12 protein-coding genes and 1 pseudogene are annotated in these 17,994 nt (G+C 63.6%); 3 read left to right on the forward strand and 10 right to left on the reverse strand.

Annotated features, from left to right (window positions below; all coding sequences use genetic code 11):
* The 7 genes and pseudogenes from B8W69_RS30975 to B8W69_RS26305 all read right to left on the reverse strand — a co-directional run.
* A pseudogene (locus B8W69_RS30975) lies at positions 1-769 on the reverse strand (hypothetical protein); the annotation flags it as partial.
* A complete protein-coding gene (locus tag B8W69_RS30980) occupies positions 762-1,130 on the reverse strand; it encodes a hypothetical protein (RefSeq protein WP_181447491.1) in 369 nt (122 codons plus the stop codon). The pseudogene B8W69_RS30975 and the gene B8W69_RS30980, both read right to left, overlap by 8 nt.
* Before the next feature lie 233 nt (positions 1,131-1,363).
* Positions 1,364-2,278, reverse strand: a complete 915-nt coding sequence (locus B8W69_RS26285; protein WP_245843371.1) for a zeta toxin family protein — start codon at positions 2,276-2,278, stop codon at positions 1,364-1,366.
* A complete protein-coding gene (locus B8W69_RS26290) occupies positions 2,211-2,675 on the reverse strand; it encodes a winged helix-turn-helix domain-containing protein (protein WP_085292630.1) in 465 nt (154 codons plus the stop codon). Before B8W69_RS26290 ends, B8W69_RS26285 begins: the two co-directional genes overlap by 68 nt.
* A gap of 43 nt (positions 2,676-2,718) precedes the next feature.
* Positions 2,719-3,255, reverse strand: a complete 537-nt coding sequence (locus B8W69_RS26295) for a DinB family protein (protein ID WP_085292631.1) — start codon at positions 3,253-3,255, stop codon at positions 2,719-2,721.
* A 593-nt stretch (positions 3,256-3,848) separates the two neighbouring features.
* Positions 3,849-4,748 (reverse strand): hypothetical protein, encoded by a 900-nt coding sequence (locus B8W69_RS26300; protein WP_085292632.1) that lies wholly within the window; start codon positions 4,746-4,748, stop codon positions 3,849-3,851.
* 3 nt (positions 4,749-4,751) lie between these two features.
* Positions 4,752-5,390 (reverse strand): DUF6308 family protein, encoded by a 639-nt coding sequence (locus tag B8W69_RS26305; protein ID WP_085292633.1) that lies wholly within the window; start codon positions 5,388-5,390, stop codon positions 4,752-4,754.
* A 568-nt stretch (positions 5,391-5,958) separates the two neighbouring features.
* Here B8W69_RS26305 and B8W69_RS26310 point away from each other — a divergent pair.
* The 3 genes from B8W69_RS26310 to B8W69_RS26320 are packed head-to-tail and all read left to right on the forward strand — an operon-like array spanning position 5,959 to position 14,896.
* Complete coding sequence (locus B8W69_RS26310) at positions 5,959-9,123, forward strand: helicase-related protein (RefSeq protein WP_245843372.1); 3,165 nt, start codon at positions 5,959-5,961, stop codon at positions 9,121-9,123.
* Positions 9,120-11,855 carry a DUF1156 domain-containing protein gene (locus tag B8W69_RS26315; RefSeq protein WP_085292635.1) on the forward strand — a complete coding sequence of 912 codons (2,736 nt, stop codon included), beginning with the start codon at positions 9,120-9,122 and terminating at the stop codon, positions 11,853-11,855. The genes B8W69_RS26310 and B8W69_RS26315 overlap by 4 nt, the downstream gene beginning before the upstream one ends.
* 41 nt (positions 11,856-11,896) lie before the next feature.
* Positions 11,897-14,896: a DUF499 family protein gene (locus B8W69_RS26320; RefSeq protein WP_085292636.1), complete on the forward strand. Its 3,000-nt coding sequence runs from the start codon at positions 11,897-11,899 to the stop codon at positions 14,894-14,896.
* A 185-nt stretch (positions 14,897-15,081) separates the two neighbouring features.
* On the opposite strand, the gene B8W69_RS26325 is transcribed toward B8W69_RS26320, so the two are convergent.
* The 3 genes from B8W69_RS26325 to B8W69_RS26335 form a co-directional block, all read right to left on the reverse strand.
* Positions 15,082-15,843 carry an SDR family oxidoreductase gene (locus B8W69_RS26325; RefSeq protein ID WP_085292637.1) on the reverse strand — a complete coding sequence of 254 codons (762 nt, stop codon included), beginning with the start codon at positions 15,841-15,843 and terminating at the stop codon, positions 15,082-15,084.
* Between the two features lie 65 nt (positions 15,844-15,908).
* On the reverse strand, positions 15,909-16,733 hold the full coding sequence (locus B8W69_RS26330; protein WP_110882068.1) for a maleylpyruvate isomerase N-terminal domain-containing protein: 825 nt from the start codon (positions 16,731-16,733) through the stop codon (positions 15,909-15,911).
* A gap of 345 nt (positions 16,734-17,078) precedes the next feature.
* Positions 17,079-17,924 (reverse strand): class I SAM-dependent methyltransferase, encoded by an 846-nt coding sequence (locus tag B8W69_RS26335; protein ID WP_165762700.1) that lies wholly within the window; start codon positions 17,922-17,924, stop codon positions 17,079-17,081.
* Positions 17,925-17,994: the final 70 nt, after the last annotated feature.

A 17,994-nucleotide genomic window follows, 5' to 3' on the forward strand; every position in this document is an offset into this window, starting at 1 on the left:
GCAGCCTTCTCCTCGGGACTGTAGCGCCGCGACGTGGGCTTACCCAGCGATTGTTCCTTCGACATCCCTGCATCCTCGTTTCCAAGGTCAGGAGCCTCCAGGATTTCCAGGGCGATTCATCCAGCTTCAGCGCCATGTTAGTGAAGAGGTAGTCGATCGCCGCCTCGGAGGCGCCGTCGGCGAGCAGTTCATCGCGGCTGAACCGAACCTGTTGATTCTTGGTGCTGCGCTTGATGATGCGGAGCCCCAGCCGCATGACGTCGATCAGCTCGACGTCGGTGGCGATCTTGAAGGCGTCGGCGGGCGTCGCGCCCAATCCCGTGGTCTTAGATCTCGGTGCCCACTTGGTGAACCACAGATCGTAGGTGTTTGAAAATACGATCTCGAGCCTCAGCGGTGCGTTGAAGAGTGCCGACGCGATTTCGCCTTGGATGAGGGGTTTCGCGTATTCATGCATCTCTTCGAGGCCCATCTTCGGCAGCTTGTGCTCAAGCTTCGCGATTTCATCCGTGGTGGGCACGTCGCCCGCGAACTCAGAGTTGAGATTCTGCTCCGTCGTGATCGACAGCAGCAGGTGCGTCAGGGTATCGCGATCGATCGCCAGCGCGGCGTGATCCGTCGACGCGTATTCGATGATTTCGCGCTGCAGCTGTGCTGTCGCGCGGGGCGAGATGAGCATGTCGCCATAGATGATGATTCGGTTGAGGACCTTCTCGCACAGGCCACCCTCGGCCCCGCCGGCGAGGAAGTCGCCCTCAACGTCACCCACGCCCCCGGGTGGTCGAGTAGGCTACGTCCCACTGCGCCTGCACGCGGGCGATGGTCTCGAGGGAGTGGTACAGGCTGACCCCGCCAAGCAGTTCGCGACGTTCGTCGTATGTCATTGGGTCCAGCCCAAAGAGGCCGCACACGATCAGCTGCGGCTGTGAGCTCACGAACGACATGACCTTTGCGATCGGATCATCGGACGGCCAGCCCCCAGCCAGCCCGAACGGCGGCATCTTTCCCGACGCCCACGGCGGCGGCTGATTTCCCGTCGGCTTTGGGTTGGACTTCCCGCCCTTCCACCGCGCAGGGTCGTGGTCGCGCTTCTCGGCGCGCTCCTTTCGGATTCGGGCGCCTTTACCCATCGGCGGCAAATCCTCTCTCGTTCTAGCAGCTCGTCGATCTGGCGGGTCGACGGATCACCGCCCTGTTCGCGGATCGATCGGCGCACAGCGACAAGCGATGTCAGCGCGGCGTCGATGTCTTGCGAGGGCGCAAGCATCAAGGGTAGAAGTGCCGCCCGACAAGTCGTCGCGGAATCGAGCGGCGGCCCGAGAGGGGGAGCGTGTCGACGACCGCCGACGACATATCTGCACCGTCATTGGCGGTAGGACCGGTCGTAGATGACTTCCAGTCGGCCGGTTGTCGGACGGAGGATGGTGACATGCACGTTGGGGATCTCCCCGGTTTGGATTGCGGTGTTGATGAATCTTTTTGCGTTGGTAGTGCAGACCGATTCACCGCCGGTTGGTGGGTAACAGATGTCGATAGCGTCGGAGGGTGTGAAGCGGCCGCCCCATGGGTCGAGACCGGCGATCCATCGGCGGCGACATTGCCACCACCGGTCGAGGGCCTGTTCGTGAGCTGTGGCGCGGTCGATGTCAATGCCGTAGACCTCGAGGTCGGTGTAACTGTTGTCTGCGAGTTCTCGAAAGATGTTGGGGCCCTGCTCATGCCAGGTGAGTGTGCCTTCAATGACCACATTTTCTTTGCGGCTCACACAATCTCGTCGGATCTGGTCAGCCAGAGTCACTGATTCCAGGTGCACAAGTCCGGCGAGTTCCCGGGGAGCTAGGGAATGGCCGTCGGCGAGCGGCGCGGCGGTAAGTAGATGGTCGAAAATCCCGTCGGTGAGGGCTTGTTCAATGATGCGGTCTTTGATGATGTCGGCGTCGATGATTCGGTATTCAGCGATGTCAGATACTAAATTGTGGAGCATGGTGGTCTTGCCAGCGCCGGGTGGGCCCGCCGACACAATCGCGGTGCGGCCATCATGGCGAGGGCTGTGTAGGCCCAGGTACCAGTCCACGGTTCGCTGATGGAAGCGAGCCCGGGCGATGTCGGTGATCGGGTATCGGTGGTGGGTGCACTCGTTGGAGTCGCGGTGGAGGAGTGCTCCGGGTGCGGAGAGTGCGGTCAGCTGATCAGTAACTTGTGCGCGCAGGTCAGGGGAGGTTCGCATGGAGTTGGCGGTCGGCCAGTTGTTGGAATTCGTCGTCGGTGAGTTGGCCACGGTAGAAGGCCATTTCGATGGAGTCCCAGTCGCCCGTGATGTAGGCGTCGGTGGCGACACCGTCTATATGGGCGACGTGGCCGAAGCTGTAGGTCCAGTTCAGGAGCTTGTGCATCATTTCCTCTGTGGTGATGATCCCGGCGCTGCGCTGGTCGATAATCTCGGCGGGTGTCACGTCGAGTTTCGTGGGGTCCTCGACGACCCGGCGCAGGATGCGCTGGATGGTGGCCTGCGACTGATTTCCGACCAGCTCGCTGATCTGGCGCTGTGTGAGGCCTTGGACCACGGCAGCGTCGTAGATCTCGCGTTCAAGTTCACGTTCGTAGACGCGCTGACGTGCGGCTTTGGCCGCGAGCCGTTTCTGGGCGAGCGTTTGGTTGGTTGGTTGGGTCGACATGACGGCACCTCCTGATTCATTATGAATCAGGAGGGCCTGTCCGTCAATTGGCGGGGCCGAGCTGCGTGCTCGAGCGGTGGATACCCGGGATTGCCCTTATCTGTTCGACCAGGATGTCTGCATGGCCGGCGTGGCGGGCGATCTCTGCGATGAGCCCGAGGTAGATGAAGCGCAGGCTCACTGCGCCAACGAGGCTGTGGTTAGCGGTGTCGTCGAGGTCGTGTCGGGCGGCGATGTCATCGGAGATCGCCCACGCAGCTTGGTATTCGGCCACAGCTTCGGGCAGAGTTTCGCGATCGCCGACGTGGAAGCTCACGTCACCCCCGACCGCTTGGCCGGTGCAGTCGTCAACGTGCCAGCCGGCCAGGGTGCGTTGAAACCAAATCCGTTCCGCTGCAGCGCAATGCTTCACCAAGGAGAGCGGTGTCGTCAGCGACGGCACCAAGCGTGTGCGGGCCTCAGCGTCGGATAGACTGCTGACCGCGGCCACGAGCTGTGAGCGCTGGAGTTGCAAGGTGTCCTGCAGCAGTTGCCGTTCGGAGCCGGTGAATGGGCGGCCTGGAGTCAATGCGGCGGTCATCTGTCCTTCTTTCGGGTGATAACTCGGTCCGGATGGACCGGAGCTAGGGGGCGGGAGCGGGGGGCTGCGCTCGACGATCCGCGACGCGGCAATCGGGCATACGACAAGCGGGGCAACAGGAGGGGAGGTCGGCGACGATCGCGCGTCAGAATCTGGCGATGTCTACTCGTCGGGCGAAGGCCGCTCGACGTCAAACAGAGATGCGAGGGCTAATACGGTCACGCTATCAGGGAGCCGCAACCGTCACGCGCGGAGACTAGTCATCTAAACGACGAACGAACACTCGCAAAGTCCACCGGCGGGGGAGCGGCCCCCACGCCGCGGCCCGGCCGGCCGACGTTGATGCCACCCGATCAGCTGGTCTGATTCATCTGATGTAACACCCTGGGCACTCACACTCAAAACACGCGGATTCAAAGCCGCTGCGGCAGTGTAAATTACAGTGCGCCGCAAACTTTTGGTATTGAATCATGTTGGAGTACGACACATTCCGCAATATGGCGGACTGTTAATAACTTGCCATATTCGATTCCGCAGTATTCCTGCTCGGGCGGCGGCTGGCAATTTAGGTATGGGTCCGCGCACAGCGCGCGTCACTCACACCGGGCGGGGCTGACCGGGCGGCGGCGGATGGTGAACAGCTCGCCGCTCAATTCTGACCATGAGCTCGTTGAGTCGGCTCGGATGATGAGTTCGCCTACGCGGCATTGTTCGTCCGCCGGACTGATTTGGATACCCCCGCGCGTCACGCGGATGGCTGGGCTCGAGATAAGCGGGCCCACCGGATGGTCGAGAGCGCGGCGAAGCTCGTCTGTCGTGATGCCAGGAAACTTCGGTGCGGCGGCGGACGCCAACGCGTCTGTGTACCGGTCGTCGTGGAAGGCCGCGATCGTCCCGTCGATGAGTTCTTCGCTGCACGAGACCGCGTTGTGGGGTCCATGTTTGGTGGCGTGCACGGTCAGGCGAAGTCCAAAGTTCGCCTGGATATCGAGATTGCGTTCGGACAAGGAGATCAGTCCGTTGGCGTTGGCCTCGCGCAGGGCATACCACGTGGGCCGCGCGGAACCATTGAGGGCTAATCGGCGGGGGATGCGCTGCCAGCGCGCGACCGTCTGGTCCGGCTGCCAGCGGGTCCACTCAGTGCCGACTGAATAGCGGTAGTAGTGCAGTTGACCGGCGATGAGATCGATGGGGATGGGAGGTGCTGGGGGAGCGGCTGGGCCGTGCTCAAAGCGCACCCAGGCCCACTTCGGCATGGACTCACGGAAATTGGTGAACAGACTATTTTCGGTGTCGGCGATGGCCGGATTCGTCGTGTCGTAGTAGCCGACGAAGGGGACGCCCGGCGAAATCGCCAGGTCAATCAATGCCTGTTTCAACTTGGCTTTGAGCATCTTCTGCCAATGATGCCGCTCCTCGCCGTCGTATTGGATGCGATACCCCGACCAGATCTCGACGGCAGTGTCGCTGGCATGAAGGACAAACGGTTCCATGAGTCAATGCCAGGTGAGCATGTCGAGCAGCCGCAAGTCTGTTATGCGGCTGAGGTTTGCGCCTAGGGTGCCCTCGTGGCCGAGCGCGGCGCGCAGCTGCGCGAGCGCCTCGGATTCGGTGTTGGTGATCAGATCGTCACGAATAGCAACCCAGTAGGCAGCTTTTTGATATTTCAGGCGGGGATAGCGTTCGACGGCTTGCTCGGCGTCCTGGCGGTAGACGTTGGTCACCTTGGAATCGAGGATCGGGTACGCCTTAGGCCGTTTGATGTGGAGCACTTTGCTGATCTTCGATCTTGCGACCCTGCTCGGTGCGTCCTTTTCGAAGTGCCGGTAGAAGGCCTCGAGCTGGTCGTAGAGGCCGTTTCGGATGTTCGGTTCCGCGCGTCGGAGATCGGCGTCGACTGGCGGCCAAGGTGCGCTCGTCGCGCGTTCGACAAACCAAACGAGTTCCTTTTCTGATACCCGTGAATACACAGCATGGGTGCGGGCCACTTCGTCACGGGTAAGGGTCGTGGGGTCGCCGGGGCCCGGCAGGTCATAGCGGGTGATCGTCCGGCCTGGATAGTGCCGCAGCTCGTCGACGCATTTCCCAATGGAACGCTCCTGTCCAGCGATAACAATTGCGGCCGATGTCGACATGCGCTGACGATAACCGCTGCACCCCTTGGACATCGCATATAGCGGTGCTCAAGCGCTTACGTCGTCGGCGGCGCGTGCACCGGCGAGCAGTTGCAGTCGTGTCGATCCGCCCTACATGCGTTGGTGTGCTCACCAGTGAGGCGGCGCTGCCGATGCCCAGCTTGAGCAGCTGGTACTGCACCAGGAGCTCACCGCTGCACCGACCGACTGGATGCCGAGCTTCACCGCGGGAATCGTCATCGGTTCATCCTGTCAGCGGCGCCGGCGCGCCGACGTTCGGAGTCGAGTAGACCTCCTGGTCATGCGGCCCATCGTGTTGCGGTACCGGGGATGCTAGGTCGATGGATGGACACGCGTCTGTGCCGCTCCCTGCGGCTCCGCAGGCTCGTCTGGGTCGGGTGACAGAGTGGAGCGTGCAGAGGGTCGACGAAGACGGCGCGTGCACCCGTGCGTGATGAGCGCAGCAACTATCGTGCATGGGAGTCCTCCAGCGAGGGAGGCGGCACCCCAGGGGAGGTTGGTCGTGATGTTTGACCGCGGTCAACGGGTGCGAGTTCAGGCCGCTGGCATGCCAGAGTTCGCGACAATCCGCTACGCCATTCCCGGTGATTCCGACGGTTCCTGGGACTTGATCCTCGTGGACGACGATGACCGCCGACACGAGATCAACCTCGCCGCCGGCGACACCGCGACCGTGCGCAAGCTTGTCAGCGATGGGCACGGAGATTCGGCTCGGGTGCTGGCAGCGATGTGGACGCAGTGGATGGATGCTGCGGCGACTAACGCCGAGTCCAGCGCGATGGCGTCGATGCCGCTCAAGCCGTATGCGCATCAGACCACCGCGGTGTATGGAGCGATGCTGCCGCAACCTCAGCTGCGATTCTTGCTCGCCGACGAACCCGGCACGGGCAAGACGATCATGGCTGGCCTGTATCTACGTGAGATGCAGCGGCTCGGCTTGGTGAGGCGCGCGTTGATCGTTTGCCCCGCCAACTTGGCCTCGAAGTGGGTCGACGACTTCTCACGCCTACTCGGTGGTGGTCTGCGGCAGATCACCTCGGCGACGGTGCGTGAAGATGCGTTGAACTCCAACGACTTGTGGGTGGTCTCGCTCGAGTTGGCTGCGGTCAATCCGGCCGTTCAGGACGCGCTGCGACCCGACAAGGCTGGGTGGGACTTGGTGGTGTTCGACGAGGCGCACCGGTTGACTCCGACCGCGGCTGGGTTCCACCAGGTGGGTCGCCTGCTGGCCAAGAACACCCCGCGAGCGCTGTTGATGACCGCCACCCCGCATCGCGGCAAGGAATGGCTGTTCCGGCACCTGCTGCACTTGGTCGACCCTGCCATCTATCCCGATCCTGGCATCGATCCGAATGTCGCGCTGTCGGCACTTCGGCCAGGCCCTATCCACTTCCTTCGCAGAATGAAAGAGGATCTGGTCGACTACGACGGCAAGACGCGGCTGTTCAAGGGCCGCTCCGCCCATAACCACAGCGTCGCCCTCTCACAAGTCGAGTACGCCTACTACCAGGCCGCGCTGGACATGGTGGAGCAGTTCTTCCCCCAGTCGGCGCAGCCCTTGGCCAGGATGGTGTACGGCAAGCGGGCCGCGTCAAGCCTGTATGCGTTGGCCGAAACGTTGCGGCGACGCTCCACCCACATGGGAGAGATGAGTGAGGCCGAGGCCGCTCTCATCGCCGAGAGTAGCGGCGACGGCGATGAGAGCGAAGTCGACGAGGCGAAGGTGATCCACACCGGATCAACGTCCACGCGCGCCGAGCGCACGGCGATCAAGGCCCTGGCCGACCGCATCGACGCCACCCTCTTCGATCCCGCGTGGCTGCCCTCGAAGTGGCGGCGCCTGACTGAAGACTGCCTTTCCAAGCACGCGATCCTTCCGGGCAACGGCGAACAGGCCGTGGTGTTCACCGAGTACGCTGATTCGGCGCAGTGGATCTCCGAGCGGCTCAGCGCCGAGGGCTACACAGCGAAGATGTACTCGGGCCGGCAGAGCAAGCCGGATCGCGATGAGGTCCGAAAAGCGTTCATGCGCGGCGACTTTCAAGTGATCGTCACCACCGACGCGGGCAACGAGGGTATCGACCTGCAGGCGGCGCACGTCCTGGTGAACTACGACATCCCGTGGTCGCTGGTGCGGCTAGAGCAACGTATGGGCCGCATCCACCGGGTGGGACAGCTCCGGGAGGTCTATCTGTACAACTTGGTGGCCACCGACACCCGTGAAGGGGAGACACTGCTGCGTCTGCTCGACAATTTCGTCACCGCGGCCAATGAGTTGCACGGGCAGATGTTCGACAGCCTCTCGGCAGTCGCCGAGATCACCGGCGTGGATTACGACCGTTGGTTGACTGACCTGTACGGCAACGACGAGGCCAAGAAGCAGACCGCGATCGACGCCGCTCGGGCGGTGCAAGCCCAGGAGCTGACCCGCGTCGCCCGCCAAGTTCGCGACAACGAGCGTCGGCTGGCCAGCCAGGTCGATGCCGTTGCAGCGCTGACACTGCTGCAACGAGACCTGTTCGCGCGCATTAATCCCGCGATTGTGGAGGCGTACCTCGATCGGCTCTCAGCTGCCGGAGTGCTGCTGGCCGCGCCCACCGCGGCGGGGCCAGGGTTTCGCCGACTGTCATTGGTCGGACAGACCCTGCCGCCATCGCTAGGAGGTGGCACCGATGCGCACATCGCCACCAGCGGGGAGGCAATACGCGCCGCTGAAGAGAGCATCGACGTAGGTGACACCGTCACTTTGGGACCGGGAGAGCCGGCGTTCACCGATCTAATCGCCCTGGCCGACCGCGCACTGGCCGAGGACCTCTACCAATCGGGCGCGGCCGCTGATCCCAGCAGCCTGACGCCGTATGACCTGTACGCCTACGAAGCGACCATGACCGAGAGCGACGGCAAACGAGCAAGTGTGTGGGCGACGCTGGTGAAAGTCGATGACAGCGGCAACGCCCGTGCGGTGCGGTGGGAGACGTTGGCCAACCTGGTGCCAACCGAAATCTCCGGCACAGCAGCACATCCCGCCCGCGAGGGACGCGCCCACGAGGCGGCGCGGGCGGTCGCCGACACCACGGTGACAGAGCACCGGAAGGTGCGGACCGACTGGTTTGGGCAGGCGCGGCGGGATCTGAACAACCTCCCGTTGAATCTGACCGAAGGCATAGAGGACCGTGACACTCGAGTGGCCCTTCGCAAGCAGTTCCAGGTCCAGACGTCGGCGCGGATCGCGGAGTTGGAACGTCTCACCGACGTGCAGCTGACCGACCCGAAATTGGTGGGTCGGATCCGGGTGGTGGCAGCCGCCGACGCCAGCACGCAGGCCGAGATCGACGCCGAAATGGTGTCGATGAGTCACGTCCACCAGCTGTTGGTCGACGACGGCTGGGTCGTCGAAGACGTGCACACGGAGGGTCGCGGCTACGACCTGGAAGCTCGCCGTAACAACCAAATCCGTCACGTCGAGGTCAAGGGAGTGCTGGATAGCGCCGCCAGCAACGGGATTCGGATGACGGGTAACGAAGTGCTCATCGCCACCCAGCACCGCCGCAACTATTGGCTGTACGTCGTCGACCAGTGCGCAGATGGGGTCGGTCGGTTCTTCGGCGCCTACGAGGACCCCGCCACGTTGTTCTCCACCGACATGACCGGTGACGCTATCTTCCGTGTTCCGGGCAGCAGTCTGAAGAATGCACCGGGAAGCAACCTATGACCTGGATGATCGAACGGTGGTTCCCGTGCGCGGAGGTCAGCGCGTACAGTCAGTCCGGTTGGGGCAGTGGCAATTCCGAGGTCGGCATCATGACCTGGTTCGCCAAACGGCCCACCGCGCAGGCCAAGGCGGCCACGATATGCTCACTGCTGCCGTGGCCGGATGACCCCGCCGAACAGCATGACTTGCAGCAGCTGGTCCGCGACGCGATGGAGGGCCGCTTCGCCGCAGTCGACGCAGTGAACAAGAAAATTACTGCAAGCCACGCCTCGCCGGTCTCGACGCTGGATCCGTTCAGCGGCCGCGGCATGATCCCGCTGGAGACGGCTCGGCTGGGTCTTTCTGCCTATGCGATTGACTACAGCCCGGTGGCGGTGCTGGCATCGCGGCTGCTCACCGATTTCCCGTTTCGCAACTGGGAGGACGAGCCGGCACTTCCGTTCGACCAGACGCTGTTGGGAACGCGGGCGCGGCTCGTTGGTGACGTCGATGCGGTGTTCCGCGAGGTCTCCGCTCGGCACCAGGAGGCGCTCGCGCAGTTCTACCCCGAAGTAGGCGGCCGCCAAGCCTGGGGCTATCTGTGGGCGGTCACCATGCCGTGCCAGGAATGCTCGCGGCCATTCCCACTGATTGGCCGACTTAATTTGCGCCAGTCCAGCACTCGGCGAAACCGTAAGACCAAGACGACGTTCGAGGATCCCGGACAGGCTTACTACATCGAGACCGACAACGCTTCTGGCACCTGGTCGGTCGTGGTGCACGACGGTGAGCCGCAGCGTGCACCAACGCGCCAGGTGCCCCCTGGTCGCAGCAAGTACGACAGCAACGGCCGGCTGGCGGTCTGCCCCTTCTGCGGTCACGCGCACGACCGCCACCTGCAGATGCGCATCCTGGCCGAAGGTCACGGTGACGACGCGCCGCTGCTGGCAGCCGATCTCGATGCCGACGTCGGCAAGTCCTATCGTGCTTTAGATCCGGTCGAGTTGGACGCGATCGCCGCGGCTGGCGCTGCGGTCGGTGACCAGCCGCGGTTCGGGCCCTTCCTGGCCGCGGTGCCTGACGAGCAGATCCCAGCCGGCAATACCTGGACCGTACAGGCAACGGTGTACGGAACGCGCACCTACGGCCAGATGATGAATGCCCGCCAAACGTTGTCGTTCGTGACGCTGGCGCGCGTGATCGGCGACATCGGACGCGAGCTGGCCGGCAATGGCAACAGCGACGACTACGTGCGTGCACTGACGGGTTACTGCGCTGCCGCGATGGCGCGCAAGATTCGCCGCGCCACTCGCGGCTGCACGTTGGATCCGAAGCTGAACAAGGTCAACGACGTGTTCGCGACCGAATCGAGCCTGAACTTCTCTTTCGACTACTTCGAGGTCGGCTTGGCCGACGGACCCGGCAGCTGGGACTCCGTGGCCGGTGGCACGTTGAGCGCACTGGAGGCGACGATGCCGCCGTCCACCGGACGCCCGTGTGACGTGCGCAGAGGGTCGGCGGTCAGTCTGCCGTTCCGCGACCGCAGCATTTCCGCTGTCGTCACCGACCCGCCCTATGACGCGATGATCGACTACAGCGACGCCAGCGACTTGTTCTACGTGTGGATCAAACGGGCGCTGGCTGCCTCGTGGCCCGAGATCGGTTTCACCGCGCACGAACTGGGCGTGCAGGAGAAGCAAGAAGAGATCATCGTCAAGAAGGGCGGCACCAGCAACAACGATCATCGAAACCGCGAGCACTACGACACGTTGATCACCAAGGCGTTCGCCGAGGCTCAGCGGGTGGTCGCCGAGGACGGCATCGTGACGATCGTGTTCGGCCACGGCGAGCCCGAAGTATGGCAGCGGCTGCTGACCGCCATCGGCGATGCTGGTTTGGTGTTGACCGGCGCCTGGCCGGCTAAGACCGAACCCGGCGGAAAGGTGGGCTTCACCAACATCGTCACCACCTTGACGATGACGTGCCGACCCGCACCCGCAGGACGCTCCTCGGGACGAAAGGGTGCCGTCGAGGCCGAACTCAAGGCCGAGATCCGCCGCCGGTACCCGGAGTGGGAACGGTGGGGCCTGGCGCCGGCGGACATGTTGATGGCCGCCGCCGGTCCTGCAATGGAAGTCGTCGGCCGCTACAGCGAGGTCCTCGACGCACGCGGCAACCCGGTCGACATCTACACGTTCTTACCGCTGGCGCGCGCTGCAGTGCAGGAAGCCATGGCCGTCGAAATCAACCATCAGCCGCTGGACAGCTTCGACGCCCGAACTCGGTTCGCGCTGTGGTGGGTTCGTCTCTACGGACGCCAGGTGCAAGCCAAGTCCGAGTTACGTTGGCAGACCTTGGCATCCGCGCTGGAGATCACGCAAATCCGTGATCTGATCCGCGATTCGGGTAACGGTGTCCAGTTCGTCGACGCCGCCCGTTTTTCCACCAAGATCGACGCCGACTCGGCGGCCATCGACGTGGCGCTGGCACTAGCGCGGGTGTCAGAGGACGGACTCGACGCGATGGGTCAGGTGTTGGCAGACGCCGGCCGCGACGCCGACGACGTACATCTGTGGGCAGCGACCCAGTTCTTGGCCGACCGACTGCCCGACAACGATCCCGATGCCGTGGCCCTGACCCGAATGCTGCGCACCCGGACGGCTATCGGCACAGCGGCCGGCACCGCAACCGCCACCGGAACCGCCGCGGCACTGCGACGGCAGGATGCCGACGACCAGCTCAAGCTCATGTGAGGACCGGACCCCTTCGTGACAGTGCAACCAGGAGGATCACCATGACGACCCCCGTGACGCCGTGGTGGAAGGCGCTCAAGATCCGCCAGGAGATCCTGTCGACATCCGGACAGATCGACGACGTCCAGATGTCGTTGTTCGCCGCGGTCCACGGTGCGGGCGCTACTCGGCCGCCCTACGCCGATGCTGGCTACTACGGAGACATCACGCACCCCACTGAGCGTTTGGTGGACTTGCTCACCGAGATCGCCATCCGCATCGGAGGGGGCGACGATTACCTGAAGGCCCGCGCCGTCACGCGTCTCGATCAAGGAATGGGTGGCGGCAAGTCGCACGCCTGCATCGGAGCGTTCCATCTGGCCGCGCATCCCGAGGCGCTGCTAGGCACGGAATTGGGCAAGCAGGTGGCTGCCCGCGCGAAGGCCAAGATCGGTCAGCCACTGGCTCAAGATCTGCGCGGTCCGCACGTCGTGGTTCTGCCGTGCGACAACATGACTCCGGGGGCCTCGGTTCAGGAATACGACGGGCCGGCGGTCAATCTCTACGAGCGGTTCCTATGGCGGCTGTTTTCAAAGGATTACTCGCTTTTCGAGCGATACCAACCATTTTGGAGTGACAAGCACAAGATCGCAGAGGCGATCCGGGCGGTGAACCGCCCGGTACTGATCATTGTCGACGAGGTGCTCGACTACATCGGCAACGGGTTGGACGGCGCGAACAAGCCCGACCTCGCTGCGCAGGACATGGCATTTCTGCGGGCGCTGCTCGATGTCGTCAACGACGTCCCCAACGTGGCGATGCTCATGGTGATGATCGCTTCCGACGCCGACCAGACCGCCCTGTCGAAAGCCGCACAGGAACGTCGCGACGACCTCAACCGCCTGCTCGAACGCAACGGCTTCCCTGCCGTGGTTACCGAGGTAGGCGACTTCGCCGACATCCTGCGGCGGCGTCTGTTCGACTCCGAGCCAGCCGCCGAGGTGGTGGCGGCCACCGCAGCCCAGTACGAGGCCGTGTTCACAGACAGGGGGTGGACCAAGAACGTTTGGGACACCATCGGAGCCACCTGGCGCGACCGCTGGACCGAAGAAGTCGTCGCCTGCTACCCGTTTCATCCGATGCTGATGGCGTTGGCCAAAGACGAGTGGAGCAAAGTCACCGGCTTCCAGCGAGTGCGATCGACGATCCGGATCTTCGCCGCAACGGTCTACGCGCAGCAGGAGCGCGGCAAGGCAGGAGAATGGGTGCCCACCCTCATCGGCCCTGGCGATTTCCCGCTGTCGGATTCCGCAGTGCGCGAGGCGATTCTGGGTAGCGGGCTCGTCGAGGACGAACGCACGATCGCCAACTATCGCAGCCTCGCCGAAATCGAGGTCGTCAACCACGCAGGCAACAGCGGCACCGCCCGCCGCCAAGACCTGAACCGGGAAGCGCTGTTGTGGAGTGAAGCAAACCCGCGGGCCGCCGAGCGGGCCGCCACCTTCATCTTCATGGCCAGCATTGTCGGAACTCTTCGTCCAGGCCGCGGCCGCGGCGCCAGCGCACCAGAAGTCAAAGCGGCCAGCAGCATTCCGAATGTCGCCTACACGATCACCGACGCCGACGCGGTGGTCGCAGAACTCGTTGACGTCGACCGCGGACTCAGTGCGCTCGACATCATCCCAGGCCAGGGGAACAACAAGCCAGCGCGCTATTTTCTCTCGACACGGCTCACGCACCGGATGCTGGTCAACAACATTCGCCGAACCATCACCGAGTCCGAGCGTGACGCCGTACTCGTCGAGTTCGCGCAAAAACTCGCCAGCACCGGCCCTTTCCGTGAACTCAGGTTCGTAGCCGCCGACGCCACACGCACCCCAGCAGAGGTGCTGTCCACTGCTGGCCTGGATACCGCATTTACCACCCGTCTGGTCGTGCTAGATCCCGCCCAGTTCAGTCTTCGCAACGGCGCCGAGGCCGCCACACTAGAAGCGTTGCACGCGGCCACGGGGTTGGCGCAGGGGCCAGAGCAATTGCCCGTGCAGTGGGCCAGCAGCGCGGTGTTCGCCGTGGTGAACACGCAGCGACGCAGCCTCGCGCGCAGCGTGGCCGCCGAGTACTTGGCTCGAAGCAAGGCGCTGGCCGCCCCCGAGGTACAGGCCGACGACGAATTGAAAGCCACCGGCACCAAGGAACTTACGGCGGCGAAGGAGCAACTCGAGAAAGCGTTGAAGCGGGCCTATCAACACGTGGCGTACGTCGCTCAGCCCGACCCCGACGGCGAACGCTATCTCGACCAACTCACCTTCGATGACGACACCCTCACCGCACTCAACGGCACCATCGTGTGGAAGGGCCTCGCTGATCGAGACAAGGTCTTCGACGCCGGCCAATTCGGCGCCCACGCGCTGCTGCATAACCTGCGCGAGCAGGATTACGGAAAGACCCTCTCCGACATCCGCGCCGCGTTCTACAGCGCTCCACGCCTGCCACTGCTCTACGAGAGCGACCGCGACCTCCAACAGGCCATCTACGACGCAGTGAGCCAAGGCCTGTTGCGCATCATCGATGCCGCCAGCACCGCCGTCGAAGTCACCACGCCCGGCCAGGTCAACCTGACCAGCACAGCACTGAGAATCGCAGCGCCCAGTCCCACACCCACCTCCGAAGGAGGCGGCGCCCCTACCCATGACGGCCAAGGGGAAACCCACACTGGCGACTCGGGATCGACAACAGCGGTCGGCACGGCTAGCAGCGGGGCAACGGCTACAGCAACCAGTACCGGATCCGGTGCAGCCGCCGCCGGCAGCGGTGGACAGGCCAGTCCCACGGCCGCCGCTGACCGGCAGGTGGCGTTCTCTTTCACCAGCAACCTGCTGGCAGGCGCGGAGACTGCCGACCGATTCGCCGCCCTGTTCCGGGCGTTCTACATGGCCCTCGACGAGCGGCAGATCAGCTATCTACAAGGCACTCTGCAGCTCGTCGCCGACTCCTCTGTCATCGACCAAATTCAGCCGCTCCTTGACGATCTGGGCATCACGGCAACCATCAAAGAGATCTGAGTCGTTCGCGAAGCGTATGGCGCAACTATCGCGGCTGTGCGAACGCCCACTTGAGCGCACGAGTGAAATGCATTGGCGCAGAGCATGATAACGAATATTGCGTAGTTTACTGGTAACCCTCCGTATTCGATCTGAGCGTATTCCTCCCGTGCAGCAGGCCTAAGCCCCAGGACCAATCGGTGGGTTCATCTGCGGGTTCGATCATCGACCAGGGTGGGTAGCGGTGGCTGAAGGTAATCTGCTCCTCCGACGTAGACCGTGTCTTGGGTGGGTGCTGTGCTGAGGGCCTCTGTGGCGATCGCGGACGCGAATTCGTCCAGGGTAGGGAGTGGGCCGAATGCGCGGCGCGCCTTGACGGCATCGGGGTCTCGCCGTTCAAGCAGTCGGACGATGATCGTGTCTTCGATCATGTCGCCGGAGACAACACTCAGCGAAACCCCTCGCTGTGCGAGGTCTGGGCGCATGGCACGAAGAGCGTCCTCGCCGGCTCGCTTACTTTCTGCGATCGGGATGTACTCGGCGGGTACCGGTTTGAGGCCGTGGAAGTGGGCTTGATGGCTGGTGACAAAGACGACGCGGCCGCCGGCGGGAATGAGCGGCAAGGCCCGGGTGAGCAGATGCACCGGGGCGTGACAATTGATTTGCATGGCATAACCGGGGTCGGCGTCTCGCTCGAGGCCGCCCGAGGCGTTGAGGATCAGTGTGTTCAGGCGACCGAAGTCGTCACGCACGCACCGGATGACCTCAGCGCAGGCGTCCGGGTCGCAGATATCTAGACGTAAAGACGAGGCAGATCCTCCGGCCGCGGCGATGCTTTGGACGAGATTGGTTGCACGGCGCTTCTTTTCGCGGTAGGTGATGATCACGTGAGCTTTCGCCATGGCTAAGTGGCGGGCCGTTGCGGCACCCACACCGCGTGATCCACCAGTGATCAACACAATCGGCATGTACGTCAACGGGTAACTCCTACCTGTTCAGCGTCCGGCGTGGGACCGGACTCACAAATCGTCGGTCATTCGACCAGGTCGTCAGCGGGGGGCCGTATGCCGTCGTGGGTGAAGGCGGGAAGCAGGTTTGTGAAGGCGGGCATCAGCTGTGTCGGATTGCCGTCCCAAGGGAGCGCAAGCAGCTGCGCGACGCTGCGCCGCCCGCCGAAGGCACGCAGTGCCTCGAAATCCGAGATGCTCAGAGCGACGCCACCGCGCGCCGCGCCCGGATCGCCGAGTTGTACGGATCCCACTGTGGGAGTGCACAACCGGAGCGCCGGCAGCTCAGCGTGTCGAATGAACTGGTCACCCATCATCGTCACGAAGCTCAGGGCCGCCTTGAACGCGGGGTCACCCGTACGGAAACCCGGTTCACCTAACGCACCGCGGATATCGTGCTCATGGGTCACAGTGTCGAAAACGAGCTGGCAAACCGCTGCCTCAGATGCCAGATCGAGGTTCGCCGACACCGCATCGAGCGACTGCCCCCACAGGTCGAGCAGGTCCTCGATGCCGTATCCGTCCAGTCGCGCGACCTGCGCGTCAGCCCAAGGCCCGGTGCCCTTGTTTTCCAGATCCAGCGAAATGATGTCCTGGGCAACACCCGTCAGGTGTGCAGCCACCTGCCGGAGGGTCCACCCGGGACACGCAGGGACCACCAGCTCTGCAGTGCCCGCACGGCCGCGGAGCAGCGCATCCACACGTTCGCAGATGAGACGGTATGCCGCCACCGCGACACGGATCGGCACTAGTTCGGGCAGTTGCCCGCACGGCACGCTCAAAAGGTTCTTCTCCTCGCCAACGTCAGAACTCGGACTGCTGGAAGACGCTACACCAATATTAAGAAACATAAGAGAACTGTGTGGTAACAGTAAGGGCGAGCTGGTCCGGGTTGACGGGACCCCGGCGGGGGAGCGGCGGGAGCTTTCAGTTCACCTGTCAGTCCGAGTTCCTCGAAACGGGAGCCGTCTGCCGGCTGGGGCCACGCGACCCAGCCGACGCCGAGACCGGCACGCAGGGCCGCCCGGCTTTGGTCTCCTAGCCGGGGCGGTCAGTCACCCTGAACATCAACAACGACCTTGAAGGCTGAGGAGATACCCCGGTTAGCGGGCGATCGGGGATCGCAGTGCAGAGATTTGAATTAACCTGCAGTACAACACGATCCAATATGGCGCACTTTTACTAGCAACTTTTCGTCACGCGCAGACGTCGTAGCGAGCGACCGCATAAGCTAGGCGGCCACGCGTCATCGCCCGGTGCGCCGCACTCATGACGGCGGGCAGGCGGCCGCAGCTGCGCATGATGTCGATTTGCGACCGGAAACGATAACGCGAATCTAGTTGCTCGATGTCGGTCGACCGGCGAAATGACCATGCCCAGGTCGCTTTTCCGGCCGTCTGTTTCAGCGAGGCGTTACGTTTCGCGTTGCGCAGCATCCACGGGCTGCAATAGTCCATGACGAAGGCGACCGGACCACCGCCCGCCGTGAACCGGTCTGCGATGCGGGCAAGGGTGCGTTGCACGATGGGAAGCGGAACATAGACCAGCGATGCTTCGGCCATCAGGATGATTGGTTGCCCGACGGTCCACGGCACACGGTCCACCCAGGCGGCGGTCTCGTCCTCGATCGCCAGCAGCCGCTGCTGCGGCTGCTGGCCCTCAAGCTCGCACCGAACCGACAGCACGTCGGGCAGATCAAGGTCGACCCATTCCACTGTCGACGTGTCCACCCGTCTGCCGAGCCGGACGAAGGTGGCGTTGAGGCCGCAGCCGATACTCACCCCGACCGCCCGCGGATGCCGTTGGATGAACGCCGCACACTGGTCGTCGAACCATAGTGTTCGCACACACGAAGCGCGCATCGTCGCATGATCGGATTCAAAGCGCCCCAGATCGGCGCCGAGGCGATCCGCCCACCCTGCCGCCACGGGGTCGTCCAGATGCAGCTCAGGGAAGGCGCGCGGCTGCATAGCTCGGGCAGCCAGCGGAATCAACAGTGTTTCAGATACAGCGTTGAGGCCGCCCAGATCACCACTCGACATTGTGGGTTCTCCAATCAGCCGAGGCGCACAGTCTACGATGACGGGCCAGCCGAGCGCTGACGGCACGCGC

The sequence above is a fragment of the Mycolicibacterium vulneris genome (assembly GCF_002104765.1).
GTDB classification, from domain to species: Bacteria; Actinomycetota; Actinomycetes; order Mycobacteriales; family Mycobacteriaceae; genus Mycobacterium; species Mycobacterium vulneris.